Source organism: Zooshikella ganghwensis DSM 15267, from assembly GCF_000428585.1.
Lineage (GTDB): Bacteria > Pseudomonadota > Gammaproteobacteria > Pseudomonadales > Zooshikellaceae > Zooshikella > Zooshikella ganghwensis.
This window is the reverse complement of sequence record NZ_AUAF01000010.1, coordinates 1-25,898: the sequence shown is the minus strand read 5'-3', so window position 1 is coordinate 25,898 and position 25,898 is coordinate 1. Positions and strand designations below refer to the sequence as shown.

Annotated in this window: 22 protein-coding genes and 1 pseudogene; 7 read left to right on the top strand and 16 right to left on the bottom strand. The window is 39.9% G+C overall.

The annotated features are described in order from the left end of the window. Positions 1 to 26: 26 nt before the first annotated feature. The 8 genes from F607_RS0103940 to F607_RS0103905 all read right to left on the bottom strand — a co-directional run bounded on the left by F607_RS0103940 (position 27) and on the right by F607_RS0103905 (position 6,555). A complete protein-coding gene (locus F607_RS0103940; RefSeq protein ID WP_027707020.1) occupies positions 27 to 1,490 on the bottom strand; it encodes an L-lactate permease in 1,464 nt (487 codons plus the stop codon). Beyond that, positions 1,487 to 2,533, bottom strand: coding sequence for an iron-containing redox enzyme family protein (locus F607_RS28055; protein WP_051310850.1), 1,047 nt, complete (start codon positions 2,531 to 2,533; stop codon positions 1,487 to 1,489). The genes F607_RS0103940 and F607_RS28055 overlap by 4 nt, the downstream gene beginning before the upstream one ends. Positions 2,534 to 2,548: 15 nt before the next feature. Further along, positions 2,549 to 3,568 (bottom strand): 2,3-diaminopropionate biosynthesis protein SbnB, encoded by a 1,020-nt coding sequence (sbnB, locus tag F607_RS0103930; RefSeq protein WP_027707019.1) that lies wholly within the window; start codon positions 3,566 to 3,568, stop codon positions 2,549 to 2,551. A 66-nt stretch (positions 3,569 to 3,634) separates the two neighbouring features. Further along, positions 3,635 to 4,609, bottom strand: coding sequence for a 2,3-diaminopropionate biosynthesis protein SbnA (sbnA, locus tag F607_RS0103925; RefSeq protein ID WP_084611091.1), 975 nt, complete (start codon positions 4,607 to 4,609; stop codon positions 3,635 to 3,637). Continuing rightward, positions 4,581 to 5,015 (bottom strand): ParB N-terminal domain-containing protein, encoded by a 435-nt coding sequence (locus F607_RS28050; protein ID WP_051310848.1) that lies wholly within the window; start codon positions 5,013 to 5,015, stop codon positions 4,581 to 4,583. Before F607_RS28050 ends, sbnA begins: the two co-directional genes overlap by 29 nt. A gap of 321 nt (positions 5,016 to 5,336) precedes the next feature. Then, a complete protein-coding gene (gene secB, locus F607_RS0103915) occupies positions 5,337 to 5,813 on the bottom strand; it encodes a protein-export chaperone SecB (protein WP_027707017.1) in 477 nt (158 codons plus the stop codon). A 50-nt stretch (positions 5,814 to 5,863) separates the two neighbouring features. Then, positions 5,864 to 6,124: a glutaredoxin 3 gene (gene grxC, locus F607_RS0103910; protein ID WP_027707016.1), complete on the bottom strand. Its 261-nt coding sequence runs from the start codon at positions 6,122 to 6,124 to the stop codon at positions 5,864 to 5,866. Between the two features lie 14 nt (positions 6,125 to 6,138). Further along, on the bottom strand, positions 6,139 to 6,555 hold the full coding sequence (locus F607_RS0103905) for a rhodanese-like domain-containing protein (protein ID WP_027707015.1): 417 nt from the start codon (positions 6,553 to 6,555) through the stop codon (positions 6,139 to 6,141). Positions 6,556 to 6,808: 253 nt separating this feature from the next. On the opposite strand from F607_RS0103905, the gene gpmI reads away from it, so the two are divergent. The 4 genes from gpmI to guaD all read left to right on the top strand — a co-directional run bounded on the left by gpmI (position 6,809) and on the right by guaD (position 12,727). Beyond that, positions 6,809 to 8,353, top strand: a complete 1,545-nt coding sequence (gene gpmI, locus F607_RS0103900) for a 2,3-bisphosphoglycerate-independent phosphoglycerate mutase (protein WP_027707014.1) — start codon at positions 6,809 to 6,811, stop codon at positions 8,351 to 8,353. Positions 8,354 to 8,485: 132 nt separating this feature from the next. Next, the gene (locus F607_RS0103895; protein ID WP_084611090.1) at positions 8,486 to 9,679 is read left to right on the top strand and encodes a murein hydrolase activator EnvC family protein; all 1,194 of its coding nucleotides are present in this window, start codon (positions 8,486 to 8,488) and stop codon (positions 9,677 to 9,679) included. A gap of 47 nt (positions 9,680 to 9,726) precedes the next feature. After that, positions 9,727 to 11,043, top strand: coding sequence for a S41 family peptidase (locus tag F607_RS0103890; RefSeq protein ID WP_094789023.1), 1,317 nt, complete (start codon positions 9,727 to 9,729; stop codon positions 11,041 to 11,043). Positions 11,044 to 11,395: 352 nt separating this feature from the next. Continuing rightward, positions 11,396 to 12,727: a guanine deaminase gene (gene guaD / locus F607_RS0103885; protein ID WP_027707011.1), complete on the top strand. Its 1,332-nt coding sequence runs from the start codon at positions 11,396 to 11,398 to the stop codon at positions 12,725 to 12,727. 96 nt (positions 12,728 to 12,823) lie between these two features. Here the strand turns inward: guaD and hisF are convergent, their stop codons facing one another. Genes hisF through hisB form a run of 4 tightly spaced genes read right to left on the bottom strand, consistent with a single transcriptional unit; the run spans position 12,824 to position 15,652 of the window. Next, positions 12,824 to 13,594, bottom strand: coding sequence for an imidazole glycerol phosphate synthase subunit HisF (hisF, locus tag F607_RS0103880; protein ID WP_027707010.1), 771 nt, complete (start codon positions 13,592 to 13,594; stop codon positions 12,824 to 12,826). Positions 13,595 to 13,598: 4 nt separating this feature from the next. After that, the gene (hisA, locus tag F607_RS0103875; protein ID WP_027707009.1) at positions 13,599 to 14,348 is read right to left on the bottom strand and encodes a 1-(5-phosphoribosyl)-5-[(5-phosphoribosylamino)methylideneamino]imidazole-4-carboxamide isomerase; all 750 of its coding nucleotides are present in this window, start codon (positions 14,346 to 14,348) and stop codon (positions 13,599 to 13,601) included. Positions 14,349 to 14,363: 15 nt separating this feature from the next. Then, positions 14,364 to 15,005: an imidazole glycerol phosphate synthase subunit HisH gene (hisH, locus tag F607_RS0103870; protein WP_027707008.1), complete on the bottom strand. Its 642-nt coding sequence runs from the start codon at positions 15,003 to 15,005 to the stop codon at positions 14,364 to 14,366. A 53-nt stretch (positions 15,006 to 15,058) separates the two neighbouring features. Further along, the gene (gene hisB / locus F607_RS0103865) at positions 15,059 to 15,652 is read right to left on the bottom strand and encodes an imidazoleglycerol-phosphate dehydratase HisB (protein WP_027707007.1); all 594 of its coding nucleotides are present in this window, start codon (positions 15,650 to 15,652) and stop codon (positions 15,059 to 15,061) included. 453 nt (positions 15,653 to 16,105) lie between these two features. On the opposite strand from hisB, the gene F607_RS28045 reads away from it, so the two are divergent. Further along, entirely contained in the window at positions 16,106 to 16,480 is a 375-nt protein-coding gene (locus F607_RS28045) for an acetyl-CoA sensor PanZ family protein (protein ID WP_051310846.1), read from the top strand. Positions 16,481 to 16,545: 65 nt separating this feature from the next. Here the strand turns inward: F607_RS28045 and F607_RS0103855 are convergent, their stop codons facing one another. Further along, positions 16,546 to 16,800 carry a hypothetical protein gene (locus tag F607_RS0103855; protein WP_027707006.1) on the bottom strand — a complete coding sequence of 85 codons (255 nt, stop codon included), beginning with the start codon at positions 16,798 to 16,800 and terminating at the stop codon, positions 16,546 to 16,548. A gap of 333 nt (positions 16,801 to 17,133) precedes the next feature. On the opposite strand from F607_RS0103855, the gene F607_RS0103850 reads away from it, so the two are divergent. Then, on the top strand, positions 17,134 to 17,772 hold the full coding sequence (locus F607_RS0103850; protein ID WP_027707005.1) for an SPOR domain-containing protein: 639 nt from the start codon (positions 17,134 to 17,136) through the stop codon (positions 17,770 to 17,772). A gap of 77 nt (positions 17,773 to 17,849) precedes the next feature. On the opposite strand, the gene F607_RS0103845 is transcribed toward F607_RS0103850, so the two are convergent. The 3 genes from F607_RS0103845 to F607_RS0103835 are packed head-to-tail and all read right to left on the bottom strand — an operon-like array spanning position 17,850 to position 25,182. Further along, positions 17,850 to 18,587, bottom strand: coding sequence for a hypothetical protein (locus F607_RS0103845; RefSeq protein WP_027707004.1), 738 nt, complete (start codon positions 18,585 to 18,587; stop codon positions 17,850 to 17,852). Further along, positions 18,584 to 22,657 (bottom strand): DUF637 domain-containing protein, encoded by a 4,074-nt coding sequence (locus F607_RS0103840; protein WP_027707003.1) that lies wholly within the window; start codon positions 22,655 to 22,657, stop codon positions 18,584 to 18,586. Before F607_RS0103840 ends, F607_RS0103845 begins: the two co-directional genes overlap by 4 nt. A gap of 35 nt (positions 22,658 to 22,692) precedes the next feature. Beyond that, on the bottom strand, positions 22,693 to 25,182 hold the full coding sequence (locus tag F607_RS0103835; RefSeq protein ID WP_027707002.1) for a two-partner secretion domain-containing protein: 2,490 nt from the start codon (positions 25,180 to 25,182) through the stop codon (positions 22,693 to 22,695). A gap of 248 nt (positions 25,183 to 25,430) precedes the next feature. Here F607_RS0103835 and F607_RS35955 point away from each other — a divergent pair. Beyond that, a pseudogene (locus tag F607_RS35955) lies at positions 25,431 to 25,898 on the top strand (transposase family protein); the annotation flags it as partial.

The window sequence follows — 25,898 nt, the reverse complement described above, 5'->3', positions numbered from 1 at the left end:
ATAACATTCTTACTTACTAATAAAATCTACGCAACAGTCGCCAAAACTATTCCCATTACGCCAATCACACTCACAATTAACACAGACATACCTAAACCAAACTTAAGCAATGAAGCTACTGGTACTTCCTGAGGACCAGATAAATCCTTTGCAATGGTTGTCATTAATAAAATCATGGGAATTGAAGCAAAGACTAAATGCCCTGCTGCACTATTTTGAATAGCCGCCAATATAGTCAATTGGGTATCGGCTCCAGATGAAAGCGTTTGCTGCAGTGGCATCATTAATGCGTTGCCACCTACATTTGAGCCTGTGACAAAGCCACTGACGCCTCCTAAAAAAGAGGAAAGTACGACATTAAGGGTTTGATTTGCACCTACCAGTGTACTACCGACATAGCTCAGCATATTACTTTCACGCATAATTTGAGCCATAGCAACAAAAGCAATAATAGACACTATTGGTCGTGCAACCGTGGGTAATATTGATTTAATAGACACTTTAGTTCGCTGTGATAGCGCAATAACTATCGCAGTAATACATAAAGCAAAACCAGGGCTGGTAAAAGGGGTAAACCGGATATGCTCAGTTTCTAAAATTAAAAGATTACTTAACCAGTCCCAAGCGCCAGGAATTAATCGCGGTAAAGCCACAAGCATTAACAAAAGACCGTAAGGTATTAATGCTCTAATAAGAGGCACACCAGCAAACTCTTGTTTTTCAAACCGAGCTTTCGTTAAAATCACACCAACAACAAGCGTACCTAACCCCGAAAAAATACCTGCTGTTTCAACCCATAACCAGCGATTATTAATATACAAAAGACTAGAAAAAACCAGTCCCAGCAAAATAGCCAGCCAAGCATACTGGCGAAATGCCTGCCAGCCCCCTAATGCAAATAAACAGGCAATACCTAATGTTGGAAATACGGCCATGCTGGTTATGCTAGAATAAATTCCTAACTGCTGAATAGACAAACCCGCAATTCCAGCACCAACGACTGTCGCAAGCCCCAGTGTTCCCCACGGCATAATATTCATGGTTAACATGGCTGTTCGATATGCAGCTTTTCCCTGATAAAGCTGGAAAATAATTGGCACAGATAAAAAAAGTGAAACACCAAATCCTGTAAGAGATTCGACAGCGGGCGCTACTCCCAATAACAACAACAACGCTTTATGTAATTTAGGTAATTGTACACAGTCGATATAGTGTGCTAACGCTTTAATAATATTTTGCTGCTGAAGAACTCGATTTAGAAGTTGTCCTGGTATAATAACCAACGCAACACTAAGACCTAAAATCAAAACCGTCCCAATACCTGCATTATATTGGGCAGAGTCAATCGCAAACTCTGGTATCAACAAAGAAACTAAAATGGCTGTGACTAAACCAACAAGAGCCCCATTTAGGGCTCCTTTTCCACAAAGAATTACAGTAATCGACGACAGCACCGGCAATGCGGCTAGTAAGAAGTAGATACTGTTCAATGTCCATTCCCTCGAAAGTATTCTAATAATTTGTCATACATCATCTCACCAGCCATCGCAGCCTGGTGGGCTCCTTTGATAATATCATACAACACTACCTGTGCTAATTCTGGCGTATTTTTTAATAGCCCCTCAATCATTTCTTCAGCATGGTGTGGATCAATTCTCATATGGGCGTCAAAATATACCCGTACATTCTGATCAGTAATACCAAGACGATCCATTCCCTGAAGTATCTTTTTAAAGTGAGGAGCTACCCACGCTTCTGTTGTCATAAAATGACCATAAGCCCGGTGGCATTTAAAACGCGTCGTTAACACCGCATTAAACGAATTTGATGAAATCGATGCAAACCAAGGTTTTTGTTCTGCCCGATACGTTAAAATATTTGACCACTCATCATGGGCTGTCAGTAAACGTCTTAGCCAATTAGTATGGAAATTATCAATAGCCCCATTTCCACACTCATCCCATAAATTAGACACTACAACCTGCTTCATTGAGTACTGTAACCCTGGCACCATTAAAGCAACTTCATCATCAACTATTTCATTTCGAATAACTTCCAGCAGTAAAAACTCTTTCATTTGCTGTTCTGACATTTCATCAGCAACAAAGTCAAAGAATGCATGACTAACACCGTAGTTATGTTCGACAAAAAATCTAAGGTAGTCGCCCACTTGGGCAGCACAACTGATTTCAGGGAGTTCATACCTAGATTTTAGTAACGTATTAATAAAAAAACCTTCTAAAGTTAGCTTAATAAACTCGATACGAGAAAAAGTCTCAGGCTTTTCCCAAAAGTCTATTCTTGGTGCATCTTTATAGCCATAGTACAACGAATAAATCTCTGCCAAGTATTTATTGACAAGCTCTTCATTGTGAGTTGCTGAAATGATCTCTTGCAACTTATCAGTAAGTTCTCCCATATTAAGAGCTAACAACTCATTTAGCGTTAAACTAAATTCATAGGCTGCATTTACAGGCGGCCAGTATTGCTCATGAGGAAATCGACTATGTCCAATAGTTTCTTGTTTTAACATAACTTATCCCTAACGTTAATTTCTGCTCAGATCATAAAAAAAGTTATCTATTTCGATACTAGAACCTTGCTCAATAGCCTGTTGGTAAATGTAGTGTCCTAATGCAAGATCCAATACACCAAGACCAAAGGGTGAAAAAACGATAGGCTTGTTGTTATCTGGTATTTTTTTAGAACCACTTAATATCTCAGGCAAAGTAGCATCAATAAACTCTCTATGGCCTACTTTTATTTCAGCCAAGTGTGGTGATGTATTTGCTTTCAAGCAATGGTCAATATCGTCTAGCACATTATATGATCCGAGAATAATCTCCTCTCCCAGGTCTCTAAGAGATATATTAAGAATCAGTGGATTATGCTCAAACACGCTCAAATCATTAATATATGGTTGAGCTGCAGTTGTTGTCAGTAATATCATCTCTGAGTTTTGTAAACACTCATCTAAACTATGACTGACATTAAAGGCGTAACCTGTTTTATTACCAATAGATTCTGCAAACTGAGCACTGTACTCTTTATTTTGGTCATAAACATTAATTTGACCAATATCCCACTGTAACCCCTGCAAAACAGCCACAACATATTTTGCAATAAGCCCATTGCCCACGATTCCCAGGGTACCTACCTTGTCATTCTTATTTCTCAGATGGTATGCACCAATAACCGCCGAAACAGCAGTACGCATTGCACTGATTATGCTGGCTTCCATGCAAGCTAAAGGATAGCCTGTATTTCCATCATTGAGAATCAGTACAGCAGATGCCCGAGGAATACCCTCTTGAATATTATCTGGAAAACTGGAAATCCATTTAATACCGCTGACATTGATTGGGTCAATGTAACTTGGCAAAGCAATAATTCTCGCATTCGGCTTGTGCTTAAACCGTAAAAAGTAACTATCAGGATTAATTGTTAATCCTTGCCCATGATCTAAGTATGTTTTTTCAACAATATTGGATAAGGTTTCATAGTTTTGTGAGAGTAAATCATTAACTGTTTCACCAGATATTACACGGAACTTTGGAACCATTTTCATATTTAACTCTTTTAAATAAAGTCGCTTTATTTGCTGTAAAAATTGTACTTTTAGTGGTGGCCTACGCTATCCCGCAATATGCTGACACCACTCGTCGTTATAAATCGTGTCGATATACTTTTCTCCACTATCAGGCGCAATCATCACAACGGTTTCATGGGGTTCTATAACATCATTCCAACGTTTAATTGCTGCCAGAACAGTTCCTGTGGATCCACCCACCAGATAACCTCGTTTAACCATTTCCCTACACATGGCGATTGTTTCTTGATCGCTGACAACCTCCAAATTACTCACTTTATCAGCCTGTAGAATTTCTGGTGCTCGACTGGTCCCTAGACCAGGAATATTACGTTTGCCCGGTGGTAAACCAAAAGTAACGGAGCCTTTATTGTCTACAGCAACAATCGTTGTTTTAGGGGAAAATTCTTCAAAATAGTTAATGCACCCCATTAATGTGCCTGTTGTTCCTGCGCCGACAAATAGATAGTCAATATGATAAAAGCTATCTAGCAGTTCTTTTGCTGTTGAGTAATAGTGTGCAAGATAGTTGTTGGGGTTAGCATATTGGTTTAACCAAATACAATTCCGGTTATCTTGTAAGTAATGGTTGATGTACGCTAAGCGTTTTTTTAAATACCCACCATTTTCATCACGCTCAGTAATAACAACGACTTCCGCTCCATAACTCTTCATAAGGTTAATACTTTGCTGAGAAGCCATCGCATCAGTGACACATAGGAATTTATAGCCTTTTGACGCTGCAATTAAGCTCAAGGCTATTCCTAAATTACCTGATGAAGATTCAACAATCACTGTATCACGATTAATTTTATTTTCTTTTTCTAGTGCTTCTATCATTCTGAGGGCAGGCTTTATCTTTATCGATCCGGCAAAGTTCCCTGCCTCATACTTCATATAGACATTGCTGCGAATAATATTATCTAAACAAAAAAATACATTACTGGGCCTATAATCTATCGGCGAATGGTATATTTCTGTTACTTTATTATCAAAAAGCGTAACTACAGGTTGATTCATTTTGAGTTAACTCATTTATTGTAATTTTTATTTTTTTTGGCTTTGGATTCAGTGTATGTCTCGTTGTTTTATAAGGTAAGAGCGCTTGCTTTTGTACATACTGATTAATAAGTGACTCTGTAATCTCAAACTCGGGTCGCCAACTTGAAACGCTTAAACGAGAGTCACTATATTCAAGTAAAATACATGGAATATTAGAAAAACCCAGCAACTGTGCTGCAGCCAAACGATGGTGACCATCCATGACAAAAAATTTATTTTTTTCAATAATCAGAGGGTCAGTCCAGACACTTTCTACTTTAATTATTTGAGATAATTTATACGCATGTTCTTTGCAGTGATGTTCAGTAGCTATGATCTTATTGACATTTATTAGTTTGATATCATAGCCATAATCATTACTCATTCCTCCTCCCTAGAAAAAGCTAATTTAGATTTTTATTATGCCTGCCTTTTCACAGAACATTATATATTTCTCTACGGCATGTTGACTATTCGACTTAGGTATTAAGTATTTTCTACGTATACCCTCAGAGAAGGTTTTTTATGGTAGACAGGAGAGGGATAGGGAAAATGTAGTGAAGAACGTATTACTAAATCACAGACATTAAATATAACGGGTGTAACACATCAAGTTCACGACGCTTATACTTCAGCTCAGTACTTGCATTGCACAAGTACACTGAGCTTTTTTTAAATGTGGTTATTTGACGTGTTACAGTGATAATTACTGAATAGTTTCAGTAGACTGCTGGGCTTCTGCCTTTCTTTGCTCTAAAGCTTGCATATAAAGTGCGTCAAAATTTACGGGTGCAAGCATAATTGGAGGGAAGCTACCACGTAGTACAAGGTTATCAACCGCTTCACGGGCATAGGGAAACAGGATATTTGGGCAGAATGCGCCTAGTGTTTGATGTAAAGACTCATCTTCTAAGCCGCGAATCAAGAATACACCCGCTTGTTGGATTTCTACAACAAATGCAGTTTCTTCATCAGAGGTCACTGTTACCGTTAGTGTCAATACAACTTCATAAACATTATCTTCCAACTGCTTATTCTGTGTATTAAGGTCCAAGTTTACCTGTGGCTTCCACTCTTTGGTAAATACATCAGGCGCCTTAGGTGATTCAAATGATAAGTCCTTTACATAAATACGTTGTAAAGCAAATTGAGGTTGCGCCTGATTATTTTGATTTTCAGCCATCGAGCTTTCCTTTCTTGTTTAGTTTACTCATTAAAATGTAATGTACTCAGTTACTGCGCTTGACTTAGCAAACGATCAAGCTCTCCCTTGGCTTCAAGCGCATACAAATCATCGCACCCTCCAACATGAGTAGTGCCAATCCAGATTTGCGGGACTGAAGTACGACCAGCTTTTTCAGTCATTTCGCGCCTGACATTAGGTTGACCATCTACAGAAATCAACTGATAGTCCACCGCTTTTGCATCAAGCAGTCTTAGCGCACGTATACAAAAAGGGCAATAGGCAGAAGAATAAATTACAACTTTACTCATCGACAATCCCTGCACTAGGACTTCACTAACGGAAGATTCTCTCCCCGCCAGCCAGAAATTCCACCCTGTAATCGAACCACATGCGTATAGCCCGCTTTGCTTAGGGCTTTACCTGCAGAGCTTGCATGCTGTCCCATATTATCAACAATAATAATGGGAGTGTCTTTGAACTTTTCCAACTCTGACATGTGCTCTGTCAGCTTATTGAGAGGAATATTGATCGCATCCACAATATGTCCTTCTGAAAACTCTTTTCGCTCTCTTACATCAACCACTTTTGCTTGCTGCTGATTAATCAACTGTGTCGCCTGTTGGGTCGTCACTGTCTTGCCTGCTTTTCGGCTCTCAGTAAATAGCAGGAGCAATAACAACACAACAAATGAAGTAACCAACACTGGGTGATTACTGACAAATACGATTAGGTGTTCCATCTAACTTACCAACCCGATATTAATCAAGCTAGCAAGTATAGCGTGTTACATTTCCTGGCTAAACACCCATTGTCTTTTAAACATGCTTTGAGTGAATCAAATTGGCACTCAACACTAAGGCAAAACACATAATTGATGCAGCACAATTGTTTGCTTAGTGATGTATACTTAGTAGCCAGTATCAATAGCTATTCACTTCAGGAATCGTTAGTATTTCTCGTTCACTTACCCTTCACATAAGTAGTGGAATCCTATGACTGACAAACGTTGTACTACAGCTCTCATCATTTTGGATGGTTTTGGTTATCGTGAAGAAAGCGAAGCAAATGCCATTGCTGGAGCCAACAAACCCGTTTGGGATAAACTCTGGGCAAATAACCCTCATGCGCTCGTTTCTGGATCAGGGAATGATGTGGGTCTACCGCATGGCCAAATGGGTAACTCAGAAGTGGGACACATGAACCTCGGTGCAGGGCGTGTTGTTTACCAAGAACTCACCCGTATCAGCAAAGCTATTGAGGATGGTGACTTCTATACTAACGAAGTCTTAGTCAAGCCAGTACAAGCTGCTGCTCAAGCTAATAAAGCTGTACATATTATGGGCCTGATGTCTCCTGGTGGTGTCCATAGTCATGAGTCTCACTTACATGCCATGGTTGATCTTGCCGTTAAACAAGGTGCAACAAAAGTCTACGTACATGCCTTTCTAGATGGTCGTGATACGCCGCCTAGAAGTGCTGAAAACTCGCTTGCAGCAATGGATGCCAAGCTAAAAGACCTTGGAGTAGGTCGAATCGCTAGCATTATTGGTCGCTACTTTGCCATGGATCGGGACAAGCGCTGGGATCGTGTTCAAACAGCCTATGACTTACTTACCCAAGGTAAAGCTAAGTTCACTGCTGACACAGCAGTTGCAGGGCTTAAGGCCGCTTACGAGCGTGATGAAAATGACGAATTTGTCAAAGCAACAGCTATTGTTGACGAAAGTAACAATCCTGCATTTATTGAAGAGGGAGATGCGGTCATCTTTATGAACTTCCGTGCAGACCGCGCTCGCCAACTCACTCAAGTGTTCGTAGATAAAGAATTTTCAGGCTTTGAGCGAGAGGTGGTTAGAGAGCTAGCTGGCTTTGTCATGCTTACCCAGTATTCAGCCGACCTTGCTGCTCCTAGCGCTTACCCACCTGCTGTGCTCGAGAATGGACTGGGAGAATACCTGGCTAACCTAGGTAAAACCCAATTACGGATTGCAGAAACCGAAAAATATGCCCATGTCACCTTCTTCTTCAGCTGCGGAAGAGAAGAGCCTTATGAAGGTGAAACCCGTATTCTGGTCAACTCTCCTAAAGTAGCCACCTATGACTTACAGCCAGAAATGAGTGCGCCAGAAGTGACTGATAAACTGGTAGATGCAATCAAAAGTGGTCAGTTTGATTTAGTTGTCTGTAATTACGCGAATGGCGATATGGTGGGCCATACGGGTGATTACGATGCAGCTGTGAAAGCCATTGAGTGTCTGGATGAATGTGTGGGTCGTGTTGTTGCCGCGTTAGAGGAAGTTAACGGCCAGTGTCTCATTACTGCTGACCATGGTAATGCTGAGCTCATGGTGAACAAGGAAACAGGCCAGGCTCATACAGCGCATACAACAGAGTTAGTACCTTTGCTGTACTGTGGACCTAAGCAAATCCAGCTGCATGATGGTGGTGTTTTGTCTGACATAGCCCCTTCACTGTTGGATTTAATGGCGCTTCCTCAGCCTGAGGAAATGACTGGAAAGTCGCTTATCAAACATTAACCAAGCACTCATCATTAATCACATTTTGTTATAAAAAAATGAGCCCGAATACCCGTTTGTGGTATTCGGGCTTTATTTATATTTAGAGCTACATGCATACTTAACCCGAATCCGTTTTTGAAGAATGACAAGATGATAAGCAATTCAACTCCAAAGCCCCGAATGGCTAAAAAGCTCATTTGTATTATCGGCCTTTCATTACCACTGTGGTTTGGTGCATTTCAGGTTCAGGCTGATAAATCGCCACAAATCAATGATGAAGCAGCAACCAAGCAACAACTCGATCAACTTGAAGCTGATATCTCACGTATGCGTGATTTGTTGGACGAAATGAAGCAAAAACGTTCTGCCGCACAAGAGTCACTTCGTAAAACTGAAGTTGAAATGGAACGCTTGCATAAGGAAATTGCCAACATTGAACGCCGGCTAGTGGAGGGCCAGCAACAACTAAAAAAGTATCAAACCCGGCAACATCACCTTGATGTTGCTAAGCAGCGCCAACAACAAGGACTGGCGGCCACACTCCGTGCCGCCTATCTCGCAGGACATCAACCTTATCTGAAACTGCTGCTAAACCAGCAGGATCCGATGAAACTGGCCCGGCAGCTTGAGTATCTTGACTATTTTAATGCATCAAGAATTAAAGAAATCAAAGCTTATAACCAGACATTACAAGAACTGAAATTAGTTACTGACCAAATAAATCAGCAACAGCTAAAGTTAAATGAACAACGAATGGAAGTTGTTAAAGCCAAAGAACAGCTTTCTAAGCGACATAACGAACGCCAGCAAATTATTACAACGCTGCTAAAAACCATTGCAAGTAAAGATAAAGAGCTTTCAAAATTAGAACAGGACAGACGCGAACTAGAGCAAGTTTTAAAAAATTTACAGAGTACCATTGCCAACCTCGTGGTACCAGGCAAACCTTTCCAATTCAATAAAGGTAAGATGCCCTTACCCGCAAAAGGAGTCATTACGCAGTCATTTGGTGCAATGAATAAACAGACCAAGCTTCGTAACAATGGTCTGTTTATTCAAGCAGGTGCAGGTAAGCCCATCTATGCTATTCATCATGGCCGCGTTGTCTTCTCAGAGTGGCTGCGTGGATCTGGATTATTGCTAATCATTGACCATGGCGATGGCTTTTTGAGCTTATATGCTCATAACCAGACTCTGTTAAAGGAAACAGGAGACTGGGTTAAAGCTGGGGAAAAAGTAGCAACCGTAGGTAATACCGGAGGGCGGCAAGAGAATGGCTTATATTTTGAAATTCGCCGCAAAGGAAAACCGCAAAATCCATTACATTGGTGTGTAGCCCAGTAATGGGATATAACTACACTTACAGACTTTGATTTATCTGAGAGTAATTGATGAATATGACACACCGTAAGCTTTGGTCATTATTTGGCAGTGTCACCCTTGCTCTAACACTGGCAATCCCCGTAGGTGCTGAAGAGCAAATCAAAGAGCAAGTCCAGCCACGCCTTCCACTTGAAGATTTAAGAACATTCGTTGAAGTTTACGATCGTATCAAGGTTGCTTACGTTGAACAGATTGATGACAAAACGCTCTTAGAAAATGCCATTCGAGGCATGTTATCTGGACTTGATCCACACTCAGCCTACCTTTCGCCTGATGACTACAAGGACCTGCAAATTAATACCACGGGTGAGTTTGGCGGTTTGGGTATTGAAGTAGGGATGGAAGATGGCTTTATTAAAGTGGTAGCCCCTATCGATGATACTCCTGCGGCAAAAGCAGGTATTCAGGCTGGCGATTTAATCATCAAACTCGACAACAAGCCTGTTAAAGGCCTCTCCTTACTGGAAGCTGTTGAAAAGATGCGTGGCAAAGTAGGTGAACCCATCAGCCTGACGATTGTGAGAGAAGGAAAAAGCGCACCATTCACGCTCACACTCAAACGTGCAGTAATCAAAGTCCAAAGTGTTAAGCATAAAGTTCTCAACCAAAAATATGGCTACTTACGTGTAACCCAATTCCAAACCTCAACGGGTGAAGAGGTGATCAAAAGCTTGCAAAAGCTTAAAAAGTCAGCTAACGGCTTAAATGGCATTATCTTAGACCTCCGTAATAACCCTGGCGGCGTATTGGAAGCAGCGGTTAACGTATCAGATGCATTCTTAACCAAAGGGACTATTGTTTACACTGAAGGTCGTATCCCCAATTCAGAATTACGTTTTAATGCTACAGTCGACGACCCATCTGATGGAGTACCGATGGTTGTACTGATCAATGCCGGATCAGCCTCCGCTTCTGAGATTGTTGCAGGTGCCTTACAAGATCATAAGCGTGCCATCATTATGGGTACAGATAGCTTTGGCAAAGGCTCAGTGCAAACTGTGCTACCACTTAACCGTGATCGTGCATTAAAGCTCACAACAGCACTCTACTTCACGCCAAATGGGCGGTCTATTCAAGCACATGGTATTTCCCCCGATATTCGAGTTGACCGCGCTAAAGTCACCAAGATCGAAGATGAAAATGCCGCCTCTTACAAAGAGGCTGACCTGGCAAGACACCTTTCGAACGGAAATGGTAAAGCAGACAAACCCTCATCACAGGCAACAGCCAGCAACACAGATGACCTTGCAGAGAAAGATTACCAAGTTCAACAAGCACTAAACTTACTAAAAGGTTTACATATTGCTGTTAAAACATCACCTTAAGCAACAGCACATACACATTTTTCAAGCTGAACAAATGCCCTTTCTAAAAGGGCATTTTTTTATGTGAAAAAAACCACTTAAAAGCATTAGACCGCCAGTCTCACTTTAAATAGAATTGAGCGTTTGTGAGTCAATTATTGACTAAAATTTGCTTTATCAGTCCATCAGCAAACTTCAGTCATCGCATTGGATTCAGTCCCCATATGCCATCATTTTGCTCGCAGTGTTTAAAACGTGCTTCGTCATATCCAGTAAAACATTCGTGCTGCAGCTACTTCGCTGTAAATGCGGCACACAAAGGGTATCCGAAGTGAATAAACTTTAAGCAGTAGTTAAAAATAGTCCTAATGCCATGAGTAAACAATCTGTCAGCCATGCATATCGAGCAGGCATCTTTCACTGCCTTGCAGACCCAACATCCACAGCAACACCAGAAGAAGCCTATGAGTACTATGCTGATGGTATTCTGGTGATTAATGATGAAGGTAAGGTTGAGCGCCTGGGGCCTGCCGATCAAATTCTACCCACACTCCCATCAGGGTTTCCTATCACAACTTACCCAAATGCCATCATTACTCCAGGGTTTATTGATACACATAACCACTTTCCTCAAACAGAAATGATTGCTGCTTTTGGTGAACAGCTACTCGACTGGCTGGAAACCTATACTTTCCCTACGGAGAGTAAATTCCAGAGCTTGGAGTATGCTCAGCAAGTCGCCGGCGTATACCTTGATGAGTTACTTCGTAATGGCACCACGACAGCAATGGCCTTTTCCAGTGTCCACGCTGAATCTGCAGAAGCCCTATTCAAAGAAGCCTACCAGCGCGATATGTGCTTGATAACAGGTAAAGTGCTTATGGACCGTCATGCACCAGAAACGGTTCGTGATACGCCAGAGGCAGGATTTACACAAAGCCGTACTCTTATTGAGCAGTGGCATGGCAAAGGTCGCTTACATTATGCTGTCACTCCACGCTTTGCCATCACCAGTACCCCTGAACAGCTCGAAGCAGCTGGCCACTTACTCAAAGAGTATGATGGCTTGTACATGCAGACCCACTTATCCGAAAACCACAAAGAAATTGCCTGGATCAGTGAGCTGTTCCCAGAACGTTGCCACTATCTAGATGTCTATGACCATTATGGTTTAGTAGGTCCACGCTCGGTGTTTGCTCATGGTATTCACCTCTGTGAAGACGAGATACAACGGCTTGCTCGACAGGATGCAGCCATTTCTTTCTGTCCAACCTCCAACCTGTTTTTAGGCAGTGGCTTATTTAACCTGAAGCAGATGAAGCAACATAAGGTTAAAGTCAGCCTTGGCTCTGATGTTGGTGCGGGCACCAGCTTTTCCATGCTGCAAACCCTCAATGAAGCCTATAAAGTCACTCAAATGCGTGGCGACAAGCTGTCACCCTTTGAGTCATTCTATCTTGCGACATTAGCAGGCGCAGAAACATTACAGCTGGATGATCAACTGGGTAATTTCTTACCAGGAAAAGAAGCAGATTTTATCGTGCTGGATCTGCACAGTACGCCACTCATGCAGTACCGCATGAACAACTGCAACAATGTGTTTGAAACACTGTTTGTGCTGTGTATTCTGGGGGATGATCGAAATATCAAGGAGACATTTGTTAAAGGTATTTCTCGCCATCAACGTGATCAGGCAACGCACTAGTACAGTACTGTAGGTGATATTTAAAAACGGCAATCCAAGTAAAGATTGCCGTTTTTTTTGGGGAATAAACCGCTATAAGTGTTATTCAAGCACCAATCAACGCATTTCTATGCCTTGTTGACGCATATAATCTTTAGCCTGCTGGATCGTATACTCACCAAAGTGAAAAATACTGGCAGCAAGCACTGCATCAGCCAGGCCTTGTTTAATGCCATCCACCAAATGGTCGAGATTACCCGCTCCACCTGATGCGATCACGGGAATATTGACCGCCTCACAGATAGCTCTTGTGACGCCTAAATCATAACCAGACTTAACACCATCCTGATCCATACTGGTCAGTAAAATTTCACCCGCACCATAGGCCTCCATCTTCGTTGCCCATTCAACTGCATCTAAGCCTGTGGGTTTACGGCCTCCATGGGTAAAAATTTCCCACCGATCTTCTTCCTGTGGTGTACTCACCTTTTTCGCATCTATGGCTACAACAATGCACTGAGCACCAAAACGGTCTGCAGCCGCTTTCACAAAGTCAGGGTTGAAGACAGCAGCGGTATTAATGCTGACTTTATCTGCCCCTGCATTGAGCATGGTGCGTATATCCTCAATCTTACGAATACCTCCGCCAACAGTCAGAGGAATAAATACCTCTCCAGCAATGCGCTCCACAGTATGAACGGTGGTATCCCGCTCTTCATGACTGGCGGTAATATCCAGAAACGTGATTTCATCCGCCCCAGCCTCGTTATAACGCTTAGCCACTTCAACGGGATCACCTGCATCACGAATATCAACAAACTGCACACCTTTCACAACGCGGCCATTTTCAACATCCAAACAGGGAATAATGCGTTTCGCTAGACCCATTTGACTAACTACCCCGCTGCTCTGTGGATAAATCACAAAATGCCTGTGCTTCAGCCAAATCTAATGTGCCCTCGTAAATAGCACGCCCTGTTATCGCGCCCAGAATACCGCGATCAGCTACAGCACTCAGTGCCCGAATATCATCCATATTGGTGATGCCACCTGATGCAATCACTGGAATATTACACTGCTCAGCAAGCTGTACTGTTGCTTCAACATTGACCCCTTGCATCATGCCATCTCGGGCAATATCAGTGTAAACAATGGCAGAGACGCCATCATTCACAAAGCGTTGAGCCAGCTCAATCACATTAACCGAGGTCACTGTTGCCCAACCATCAATGGCTACCATGCCATCTTTGGCATCTAATCCCACAATAATATGATCAGGAAAAGCTGCACAAGCTTCGGCTACAAATTCAGGTTGTTTAACCGCTTGAGTACCAATGATCACATAATGCACTCCAGCCCTAAGGTAGGCTTCGATCGTAGCGAGTGAGCGAATACCACCACCAATCTGAATAGGTAGATTAGGGTAGGCCTTAGCTATAGCTTTAACAATTTCCCCATTCACAGGTTCTCCTGCAAAGGCTCCATTTAAATCGACCAAGTGCAGGCGACGACATCCCATATCAACCCAATGACTTGCCATGGCAACTGGATCATCGCTGAAGACGGTAGCATCGGCCATTTCACCTTGGCGTAAACGAACACATTCTCCATCTTTTAAGTCAATGGCTGGAATTAACAACATTGAGAAAGCCCTATCTTATGGTTGCCAGGAAAGAAAATTTTTCAGCAGCTGAAGTCCCAGCGCTGCACTTTTTTCTGGGTGAAACTGCACTGCAACTAAGTTATCCACAGCCAGCACAGCATCGAGTTTCACCCCGTAGTAGGCACGTCCAATAACATCTGCAGGCTGATCAGCTTGAACGTAATAGCTATGCACAAAGTAAAAGCGACTATTATCAGGAATACCTTGCCAAATAGGGTGGCCTCCTACTTGCTCAACTTGATTCCACCCCATATGCGGTACTTTTAATCGTTGGCTGTGCTCATCCTTTAAGTGTTTACCAAAAAAACGTACATGACCTGGAATCAAGTCAATGCAATCAACACCTTCATTTTCTTCACTGTGACTGAGTAGCGACTGCATCCCTACACAAATACCGAGTACAGGTATTCGCTGAACAATTTCTTTGATCAATTCATCCAAGTGCAAGCGCTTAATCTCAGCCATACAGTCACGGATAGCACCAACCCCGGGAAATACCACATGATCAGCATGGCGAATCACTTCTGCATCAGCACTTACCTGTACTCGCCAGTCAATAGGCGCGACATGCTCCAGCGCTTTTGCCACAGAGTGCAAGTTCCCCATGCCATAGTCCACCACCACCACACGTTTCATGAACAACCCTCGTTTTCTAATTAATCAAACTTAATTTAAGAAAGTGAAATTTCTTATAGGCTGCCTTTGGTGGAGGGCACAATGCCAGACATTCGTGAGTCAAGGGTCAACGCCATACGCAGTGCGCGCCCAAATGCTTTAAATACCGTTTCTATTTGGTGGTGAGCATTACGCCCCCGCAAGTTATCCACATGCAAGGACACAAGCGCATGATTCACAAACCCTTGGAAAAACTCATAGCACAAATCCACATCAAACTGTCCTATCATCGCGCGAGTAAAAGGAACATGAAACTCCAGCCCCGGCCGACCCGAAAAATCAACCACTACTCGAGACAGTGCTTCATCTAGAGGAACATAGGCATGACCATAGCGAGTAATACCCGCTTTATCACCAAGCGCTTGGCTAGTAGCCTGACCAAGTGTGATGCCAATGTCTTCAACAGTATGGTGATCATCAATATGGTTATCGCCCTTGGCCACAATTGTCATATCAATCAGACCATGTCGTGCAATCTGATCTAGCATATGCTCTAAAAAGGGAACGCCTGTATCAAACTGTGATTTTCCAGAACCATCCAGATTCACTGTCACTTTGATTTGAGTTTCCAGGGTATTGCGTTCTACAGTGGCAGTACGACTCACCATTTCGATCTCCACGCACTCATCTTGTTGATATGAATTTATTTGATAATGAGTTCAAAGCTTACTTCAGCACACTTCTCACCCATATATGGGTGCTTGCTTCAAATACACTTGCCGTTTTAGGTATAAATTAACCCATTAAAACTTATCACCAATTTAAAGATAGGCACATTATAACCGCAGATATAATCATTTTGCCCGCATTTTAAGCTAATTTACCGAGTATTTAGCAAAGGAGTTGTATATACATATACACTTCAACACAGAGTAATTTAGCTTACATAAGTAATACATCACCATCCCATAAATAATGAGTGCTAACGATAATGTGTATAAAAAAGAGTTCACGCAGGGTATATACTCGACTTATGGTAGGCTCATAACAAACATGCTATCTAATGATCCTACATAGAAGCTGTTTAGAATACGACTTGTGTTTTAAGACGATGGTTAATTATGCCGATTATTGTTGAAATTATTGACTTTCCCAGCGAACAAGACCGTGAGGATTTAACCAAGATTTACTTGGATGCGCCTAACTGGATGTTATGTGACTATGAAAACCATCATGCCATTAGCCGAGTTAAACAGTTTGTTCAATCCATTATTGAGCAGCCAGTGACCCACTTTATTGGAGCCCGTTTCAATGACCGGCTTGTGGGTGCTGCAGTAGTTGAACAACTTGAACATGACTGGCATATTCGCTCCATGTGTGTGCGAAAAGTAACTCGAAACAGAGGCGTTGGTAAACGGCTTCATGCTGAAATTAATCGTTTAGCCCAGCAACAACAAGTAAACCTAGTGTTCGAACAAGCCCCTAAAGACTTCTAGTTTTTGAACTAGCCTTGAGCTAACAGTTCCACATGCCAAGGCTACTCAACGATTAACATTAAAAATTACCACTTCTCCATCACTTGCTGTAAATCCCTTTCAAACTGTTGCTCAAGCGTTTGGTTCATAACACCTGCGGCTACAAGCAGTTCTTTTGTATGCTTTTCAACTCGATGACAACAACGGTTTAGTTCTTCAACCAGTTTTATCAACTCCTGATTTTCTGGCTGCTGTTGAATGGTTGAAGCCAATGTTTTATAGAGTGCATTTAATTGTTGAGTAGATTCAACTGTCTGTTGTTTAAGTTTTTCAATCGGCATATGGGAACCTCTCTTCTGCTTTAAATATCCCCCTAACAGCAACATGCATACTTTTAGTATGGCTTGAGTTATCTAAACTGTCATAACAATAAGTGACTACTTACTACTTTTGATTCAGCGTAAATGCTGTTTTTAACCTACAACCTTCGCGGATGGTACGTATTCAATTAATGAAAGATTCGCCTTATAGCCATTCGATTGCTATATCTAATTAAGTAGTTCCAAACTGAAGAGCCTCACCCAAAAAGAAGAAAGGTTTCGTTTATCTAGTCATCTCAAAAGGTTCTTTCTAATAATTAAAGATTTCGTAAAGCATCAAACGGGGGCGTTTCCATGAAGTTAACCTTGAATCTTTATCTAGCCATGCTATTGATCATGTCAATTGCTGGCTGCTCTTGGTTTTCTTTTGATGATTCAGAAGACAGCCAAGACGATATCACTATGGAAACGTCAGACACCCAGGCAGTCAGTGATGCTGACGTATCAATGGCTGAGTTTTCTACAGGTATCGCCTCCGGCTGGGAATGTCTGGCAGGTAAAAACACGGCTTGGAAGTGTAAACCTGGAGAACAAGATAATGGAGAAAACTTTACTGAAACACTTGAGTCAGTAAGTACGAAAGAACGCCCACGTATTACCAAAGTGATTCGTAAACAAATAAAGCAAGCAAGTATACCTCGAAATATTTTTTCTGAGGTACCCACTAACTACTTAACCTTACAGTTATTAGCGGCACAAAAGACCCAAACGATCAATAATCTACTTAAACAACACCCTTTCTTGCAAAGTGGCATCTTGCTTGAGTACACAGCTAAACAAAAAAATTGGCATGTACTAGTGTATGGGCTTTATGAAAATCAACAACAAGCCAAACTTGCACTATCAACACCACCACTCAACCAGCTACATAATATAAAACCTTGGCCTAGAACCATTGGTAGCTTGAATGCTGTTTTAAGTAAGCCTCAATAATAATCACTTATTATTAAGACTCCCCCCCTAAAATGAATATTACCTTTTTAGGATGGGGAGAGCTTACCGTAAATTAATTAGCTTAGAGTTAACGGCTCTGGAGGCTTCAACTCTTCCCAGCCTCTATCGAATAGCCTCTTTAAAGAATCATGAATTAATGACTCACCTCTTGAATCGCCTATTGCAAGTGGCAATTGAATATCCAGCTCAAAATAACCTGACTCATGAGATAACTCTAAGTAGATAGGTGCCATCCGTGAAAGTGAATTTGGTCCAATTGCCCAAACATCTCCATCAACTATTTTTGCAGGATAACACACCTTATACTCTAGATCATCGATAACTTGTATTCCACCATTTTCAAGATCATCAATTTCAATAGGTACTTTAACATCTGAAGCCTTAAAAATAACTTGTCTTACAGAAGGAATATAGTCCTTATCAATAACACCGTTTTTGTTTAAAATATAATCAATCTTATTAATTAAAACATCAGCATTAATACTATCAACCACTATTAACTCAGAATCAGTCCATGTTTCCATAAGTTTCACTTTTGAATCAATATCTTTAGGGCAAAATCTAAAGTGTGGATACTTAGGGTTAAATTCATCACGAGTAAAGAAATATTTTTTATCAATAAAACAAACTTCCATATCAATAACAAGTGGTGATAATAATTCACCAAATGATTCAAAAATATCTTTTAAACCCAAGGAAATAAACTGACTCTCACTACCACATGAATCAGAACATGTCTTTTCTAGAAAAATCTTACACTCAGGATTCTCATACAAATAATTATCACCAGTCATTTGATTCTAACCCAAATATTTCCATTTTTACTATATAGAGCTAATAGCTCCCCACTTGTTTTATCAACAACGTTAAACGAATCTACTAACTCAACACCTTCACCTTTATAATTATTTAAGTCATTAGTAATTGAGTCAAAGATATTTGAGGATTTTCTTTCAACGCCATCTAGTGAATATGTTTTGACTGTTCCGTCCAAGCTTACATCAGTTATTAGTTTACCTTTTCGCTTTTTTCCTAATTGTAGCTCTATCACAGATGTCCCTTCTATTCTTCCTTTAAATGGTTTACCATCCTCAACTCTCTCTTTAGCTTTTTCTGCAGCATGGCTTATTCCTTTCAAAACTTCTTTTGAAGTTCGAATAGGCTTTTCTATAGTTTTTACTTCAATATTTCTTACTATTGGACCCTCAACAATAAGATCCATTGTTGTCATTCTTTCACCATTTTTTCTAAGGGGTGGATTCAAGTCACTTCCGATATCGACAATGGAATTTGGGTTATCTAATATAATACGCTTAGCTTCTCTTAACTCTGAAACCAAATCAGATTTATTTGAGTGTCCTTTTGGACTAGCAAACTCAATCCAATCACCTAAACCTTTAATCTTCCCAGATTTAGAAAGCTCAAGCATATCATTTATGATTTGTTTGGATTCAGGTAATTTAACAATAAAGTCATCAGCCAGACGGTTTAGCTCTATATTTGACTTTGAGAGACTTTCACTTTTAGGGTCATCCTTTTTAACTGGATGACTCTCACTTCCATTAAAATCACTCTCACCTCCAGTTTCATCCCCTATATTTCTACCACCAGGGTTATCAGCTCTAGTGGTCGCACCTGTCTCATTAACTGGTAAGTTACTATGACCTGCTTCAGCATCACTGCCTCCCCCATCACTAAGAATATTTCTCCCACTATTTTTTTTCTTTTTCAACAGTGCTTTAGCATTGCCAACAACATCTATTACTTTCTCACCGACTTTAAGCGTTGTTTTAGCAGCAGCACCACCACCTGTAATACTAGAAACAACAATCGTTGTACCTTTTAATGCGGCTTGTGTTTCTTCATCAAGGCTATTCCACCACTCACTAGCAATGTTACCTGTTGAATTGTCTGCAGTTAACAAAGCAGCTTCAGTGAGTGCTGATAGCTTCTGCAATGCATTAACAACTAAAACCTGCTGATCATGGGACAGTGTTTCAAATCCTTTTTTGATGGCTTCATCAATAATTGGCCCCATAGTTTGAGAAATAACATCATTACCACGACCAATTTCCTTTAGGCCTTCAATAGGGTTACCATCACCTACATACGTTGTATAAGCCGCAGATATGGCAACTGCTGCAATCCATACTAAAGGTAATGCATTATTTTCTGCAGCATTTGCCCCCGTTTGTGCTGCAATATCCACATTGCCTTTTAAAGCAAAAGCTGTAATACCTGCAGCAAGTTTTGCTAGATCAACTCCTTTACGTTTCCACTCTTTAGACTTTCTAATCACCGTATCCATATCAGGATTTTGGTGCTCTATCCAATCAGTAAGTTTATAATTAAGGTCTTCTTTTAATGATTTTAAATACTGCTGGGCTATAAACTCACCAACAACAGCTCCTCCAGCACCTGAATAACATGCCAATTCTTTTTCATCGTTATCTATTGATGCACTTACTGTTCCTATGGCACACCCTAGTGCCGCATGCAAAATATACTGAATAGCTGTATCTATTTTTCCTCCTCTTGCTGCATTACCAATTTTACCAGCTAAAGTTGCCCCTATTTTATTAACCGCATCTAATGCCATGCTATTAATCAAGCTTTGGCTAAAGCTATCCTGAGCTGAGCCATTAATTAGCCGGTCAACACTAACGTTCACTATTGCATGGCTAAGCATCTGCAACGACTGTTCAGGTATATCAATTAAAACAGAACTATTAGCTGTAGCAGCTTGACTACCTGCCTCAGCTGTAGGTGTTGAATTAAATAAATTACTATCAACCACATCTAAAACACCTGCCGTAACGACTGAAGTGGCTAATGATTTAATCGCTTGTTTGGAGCCTAAGTTATGAAGTGTTTCTCCTATGCTATTTCCACTCGCAATACTAACTGTCGCTTGGGTAGCAATATTGGTTATAGCAGCCTGGGTCATTGCCACTAACGTTGAGTTTGTCGTCACTCCTGATAATAATGATGCACCAGCACCACCCGTTGAAACAGCAACAGCTATGCAAATTATTGCAGCAGATGCTTTTGTGAGACCTTGCTGTTTGTAGTCCCACTCTTCAAGCGCTAATTCAACATGTTGCCAATTGATATCACTTCGAGATCTAACATCCTTTAACCAAGCAAGCTCAGGAGATTGAGAAAGGTTGTTAATAATCTCATCTAGACTACCTTCACCGGCATATTCGATCCGAAACCCCTTTGCCGCATCTAACCGTAGAATCCCTCTCGCAAATAGCTCATTATAAAATGCTGTTTCTTTATTATGTCCATATCCTCGATATTTAAAGCGAAATGCCCCTTCGCTTACACTACTGTAACTATAAAAGCTTTTTTCCTTAGCTATTTGAACATCAATCGCACCATCTTCAGCAACTATCTCTGTGCTTCCCTCACTTTCAAGTTTTATTGCCCTAAGCACAATATCGCCTAATTTTGTATTAATAACGATATTATTACCCGATTTAATCAACGATCTTACTAAGGTAGTCGCAAGTTGTTGTTTCTCAGTAAACTCCCTTTCCTTACTGAAAAAACCTTCTAGTTCAACTTCATACTTTTCATAATAAGAGTAGCTGTCTTCATCATTTAAAATACGAATACCAAGTTTAGCCAAGATCTCAACAAGTGTCTTACCTTCCAGTTCAGAGCCTTTGATCAAAACCGCTTTCTCACTTATAAGAGAAAGTACTTCTCCTGCAGTAATTTTAGAAGGTATATTCTTAAGAGAAGACTCCTTGAGCTTCCAAATTTCTGAGTTAAATTCATGGTTGCTCGTTTTTTGCTGAGGGACAATAAAAATTGACCCACCGGCGTTTAATTTAATACTACCCTGAGCACTAAGCTCTCCTCCAATATTGGCAATATCACTTTTGGTATCAACATCAATATCACCAATTGCTTTAATTGTAGCAATTGACCCTATTTTATCGTTAAACCCCATTGCATAATTATGTCTTATAACAAGTGTATTATTAACGACCTTATTCGCAATAAGCTTGAGTTTGTCACCACTGATTGTTCCTGAATGATTTTCAATATTTCTGCCTGAAGCAATAATTATATCTTTAGCTTCGAAAACAGTGTTTTTATTAACAAAATTTTCACGCGTTTTAATCAAAGCATTTCGTCTAACTTGAATATGAGCTCCATCAATAGTGATATTTTCAAAGGATAAGTTAGCTGAACCCAAGGACACTGTATTATTTTCAATCTTAGTATTAAGCGTTGTTTGTGATAAGTAAACAACAGGTACTAAAGCTTGCTGACCATTAACATTGACTACTTCTGGCCAAATAATATCATAGGGGATTGAGGATAGTTTTTCCTTCGGAACTGACTCACCAATTTTTAATCCCCAAGATAGTGAAAGTCTTATACCATTCGTATACAGCTGTTTTACTTGATCTTCATAGCTATCATACCCTGGTATCCAACGCTGATGGATCAAAGTAGTAAGTTGACTCTGAATTAAAGCTCTTTCAACAAAAGGGGTTCCGATGAGTTTCGGCATACTCCTCATGGAAGGAATAAATATTGTAATATCACCGACACCAATAGGAATAAAATCTGTATCTAAAAGAGCATTATAATTATCTGCTTTTAATTTTTCATAAAAATATTTATACCCATTAAATACATCATCTGTTAAGTACTCAACCTCTTTAAATAGATACTCACTATCACTATTTTCTATAGTAGTTAAGCTTTTCAGTGAAGAAGCAATTTGGGTTTGTGGTACCGTTGCTACATGCGCATGAGCAGATAGCACTATTGTATTAACAAATGAAAGTAATGTGATAATTGCAATACAACGCAACTTTCTGACTTGAAAATTAAGCATATTTACTTCTTAAGGTATTTACTATCAATACAAAACTAATTTGGTTTACGTGATTCGTCAATCAGCTCACGTTCAGTTAAAAATATGTTTTCAATCATACTATTCGAATAATATTCTTTATAAAACAAACACTTATTTGCAACTTCAAACCATTTTGAAAGAGTCTGAAAAGGATTATTCCAATCACACTCTCTACGTTCAGGGTTTTGTTTTTCACTATCTTGCAAATCAAGCGTTACAATACTCATATCCTTATCCCCTTCAATTGCTACACTTCCACCTACAGCGAACACTGATAGTAAATATCCATTTTCAAATTCACTTTTGTAATCTTTTCCAGAAACAGACATACTCCAACTACATTTTTTAGAACCACACGATCTGCCGTAATTAACCCTTTTTCGTGTAGTAATAATTATTTTTTTAAGTTGAAGTCCCTTCTGATTAAATTGATTAACCTCACCATTCAAATGCCCAAATATTTCAATAAAACTAAAATTATTATCCAATTGCCCCGAAACTTTCAAGAATCCATTTTTTCCTGAGTAAATACGTCCAGCAGGTGAAAAAACTTTAACAAATTGTCTTTCACCAAATACATCTGTGCTACTACTTGTTCCACGACCTTTAGCTATTGTTGATACTTTAGCTTCAAGTTGTACCCCCTTCTTACTCCATATATCCCGATTAGGAACACTAATAAAAACATCATTAATATTATGAATCCCACTATTAATAATGGATATACTGTAACGTACATCAGTAGTTAAGTGATATCGTTCATTAATCAAGTTTGCTGTAATAATCTTTAAGTCTCCACTAACAGTTTCTATTACAGAAGATGAATTTAAGACTGTTATTGGAGCATCTATTAATATGCTATTACTTGCAGAAACCGAAACTTGACTTGCCTTTAAACTATCTATTTTGATATCTCCACAATTCCCCATCCTTGCTGTAATATGTTCACCACCTGATTTAAAATCTTTGTTATCTGTACAAACAACTGAATAGGGATTTATATTTTCAAATGTACTACTTTTAATGTTTACATTTTTTCCAATTATTGACGCCTTCAAATTATCTGGGATAACTTGTTCTGTATTTTCAGGGTCTGGTGGATTTTTAAAAAAGATCCCTTCCTTGAGAGGCTTACGAACCAGTAGTGAACGTTTTCTTCTTCTATTTTTCCTTTGCTCAAGCTTATATACTTTACGTGAACCATTTCTAATCAGGGACTCTGATAAAAGTGCAATATTTTCTCCATATACAGTACCTCCAAATTGGTTAAATACTCTTTCTGTTCCTGAAAGATATACTACTTCTTGCCCTTCAATATGTCCTTCGTTAACAATACTCAAACCTGCAATATAAATTTTATTACTACTTATATTACCTAGATTGGTAAAATATTCCACAGAAGCGATATTCACAGTATTCGCCATAATATTTGGCAAGCCTGTGCTATTTTTATTTATCCGTATACTTGATGTCGAATCTATAGAAACCTGATCTGTGGCAGTTAAAGTACCATCAACAATAACCACACCATTAGTTTTAATATGTATAGAATCATCAGGGATAATATTTTTACCTCGATATTGGCTAGACATTGTTAAATCTCCAACAGTCGTTAATTCCATTGGTAATTCAACTTTCCCGCCAAATACTGTCGAGTTAATCTTTATTCCACCAGCAATTATTTTAGCATCATTGCCTTGAAGTGCAGTGTAATCATTTTCTATACGACCTAAGACTGTGCTTTTAGCACTTGAGTATTTATATTGATTCTTCCCAAGCAGTACTTGAATATCACCACCAATAATGTCCAAAGATCCATTTTCGTCAGTCTCATACTCTCCATTTACTAAAGGTTTAGCTTTCGAACTAGTTGATACATCACCATAAATAGACATGCCATAACTAATGAAGTCTAAAAAAGTAGCTCCAGAGGTCTTAAGGCCACCTTGTTCAATGGAAATATGTCCGCTATCAACTGTGATTTTATCGATTGCACCATCATCGGCTAAGTCAATTTGACCTGTACCAAAAACAACTCTTGGGCTGTCATTAAATGAACAACCATTACAGCTTATACCTGTCTTATTCACAAAAATAAGATCTGCAGGTCGCCCAATAACTTCAACTCTCCCTTCTAAGTGTATACCGTTTGTGTCTTCTGTTTCAATAACAATCACCGTTGCAGGATGACTTGATAAATTCAAGTTTAAGGAAGCATCATTAATTAACTTCACAGGCTTTCCGAACGTGTTGAAAGAGGAAAACTTATTGTAAGAAACACCATAGCTATTAGTTGCAGCAATCTTTACGAGGTCAACATCTTCATTATCAATTAGCACAGCAAGTTGATTTTTATTAATACTAAGTTCATTTTTAATTTGATTTGAAACACCTCCGTAACAAATACTTGAAACAATGGTACACAAAACTAAAAGGGAGCTATTTAATACCCCATTCATGCCATTTCTGAATTTACGCCAGGATGCTATGGTTTGCTTAATCATTGAATTTAGATACTTCTAGACAATACTGGAAAATGTGTAATGAGAATTTAAATCTCAAGCTATTCTGTATACAACCTGCAAATTATATCACAAAAAAATATCGATTAAATCAGCATGTTTTAATGCTACGTGTTTACAATCCTGTTTAAAATAATTAAATAAACGCGATGCTCGACTTTTATTAGTTTGAAATGACAACCCCTGACCCCAACCTTTGTTTTGCCGAAACAAATTCAAAGGGACAGGGGATGTCAATAGAAGAGTTTATCATAGCAGTTTATTGCTGGGTTGATGATACCTTTAATGATTTACTTAAAGGCCAGCGATTACGTGAACGAGGGGCTATGCCTTCCCTTTCTGATCCTGAAGTGATTGCAATGGAGCTCATCGGCGAGTTTTTTGGGCTAGATTAAGATACACATATCTAGCGGTATTTTCGCGAACATTGGCGAAATTATTTTCCAGGTATCGGCTCAAGAAGCCAATTTTCAAAGCAAGCAGCAAACTTATGGGCGGTAAAACAGCAGTTGCAAAAACGAGTCACTATGGCACTGGGAACAATCACTGACCCACTCCATATTGTCGATGCTTTTCCTTTACCCGTGAGCCACTTTAAACGGGCAAAAAGCTGTAGCCGTTTTAAAGGAGAGGCTGACTACGGTTATTGTGCTTCAAAAAGTGAAACTTATTATGGGTTTAAAGGGCACTTACTCATT

Bases quoted from the DNA above. Each gene is read 5' to 3' on its own strand.
- gpmI (WP_027707014.1), top strand. From the start codon at position 6,809: ATGACTGACAAACGTTGTACTACAGCTCTCATCATTTTGGATGGTTTT.
- F607_RS0103850 (WP_027707005.1), top strand. From the start codon at position 17,134: ATGAAGTTAACCTTGAATCTTTATCTAGCCATGCTATTGATCATGTCA.
- F607_RS0103895 (WP_084611090.1), top strand. From the start codon at position 8,486: ATGATAAGCAATTCAACTCCAAAGCCCCGAATGGCTAAAAAGCTCATT.
- secB (WP_027707017.1), bottom strand. From the start codon at position 5,813: ATGGCTGAAAATCAAAATAATCAGGCGCAACCTCAATTTGCTTTACAA.
- guaD (WP_027707011.1), top strand. From the start codon at position 11,396: ATGAGTAAACAATCTGTCAGCCATGCATATCGAGCAGGCATCTTTCAC.
- hisA (WP_027707009.1), bottom strand. From the start codon at position 14,348: ATGTTGTTAATTCCAGCCATTGACTTAAAAGATGGAGAATGTGTTCGT.
- hisF (WP_027707010.1), bottom strand. From the start codon at position 13,594: ATGGGTCTAGCGAAACGCATTATTCCCTGTTTGGATGTTGAAAATGGC.
- F607_RS0103890 (WP_094789023.1), top strand. From the start codon at position 9,727: ATGAATATGACACACCGTAAGCTTTGGTCATTATTTGGCAGTGTCACC.
- grxC (WP_027707016.1), bottom strand. From the start codon at position 6,124: ATGAGTAAAGTTGTAATTTATTCTTCTGCCTATTGCCCTTTTTGTATA.
- hisB (WP_027707007.1), bottom strand. From the start codon at position 15,652: ATGGTGAGTCGTACTGCCACTGTAGAACGCAATACCCTGGAAACTCAA.
- F607_RS28050 (WP_051310848.1), bottom strand. From the start codon at position 5,015: ATGAGTAATGATTATGGCTATGATATCAAACTAATAAATGTCAATAAG.
- sbnB (WP_027707019.1), bottom strand. From the start codon at position 3,568: ATGAAAATGGTTCCAAAGTTCCGTGTAATATCTGGTGAAACAGTTAAT.
- F607_RS0103845 (WP_027707004.1), bottom strand. From the start codon at position 18,587: ATGACTGGTGATAATTATTTGTATGAGAATCCTGAGTGTAAGATTTTT.
- F607_RS0103835 (WP_027707002.1), bottom strand. From the start codon at position 25,182: ATGATTAAGCAAACCATAGCATCCTGGCGTAAATTCAGAAATGGCATG.
- F607_RS28045 (WP_051310846.1), top strand. From the start codon at position 16,106: ATGCCGATTATTGTTGAAATTATTGACTTTCCCAGCGAACAAGACCGT.
- F607_RS0103855 (WP_027707006.1), bottom strand. From the start codon at position 16,800: ATGCCGATTGAAAAACTTAAACAACAGACAGTTGAATCTACTCAACAA.
- F607_RS0103905 (WP_027707015.1), bottom strand. From the start codon at position 6,555: ATGGAACACCTAATCGTATTTGTCAGTAATCACCCAGTGTTGGTTACT.
- F607_RS28055 (WP_051310850.1), bottom strand. From the start codon at position 2,533: ATGTTAAAACAAGAAACTATTGGACATAGTCGATTTCCTCATGAGCAA.
- hisH (WP_027707008.1), bottom strand. From the start codon at position 15,005: ATGAAACGTGTGGTGGTGGTGGACTATGGCATGGGGAACTTGCACTCT.
- sbnA (WP_084611091.1), bottom strand. From the start codon at position 4,609: ATGAATCAACCTGTAGTTACGCTTTTTGATAATAAAGTAACAGAAATA.
- F607_RS0103840 (WP_027707003.1), bottom strand. From the start codon at position 22,657: ATGCTTAATTTTCAAGTCAGAAAGTTGCGTTGTATTGCAATTATCACA.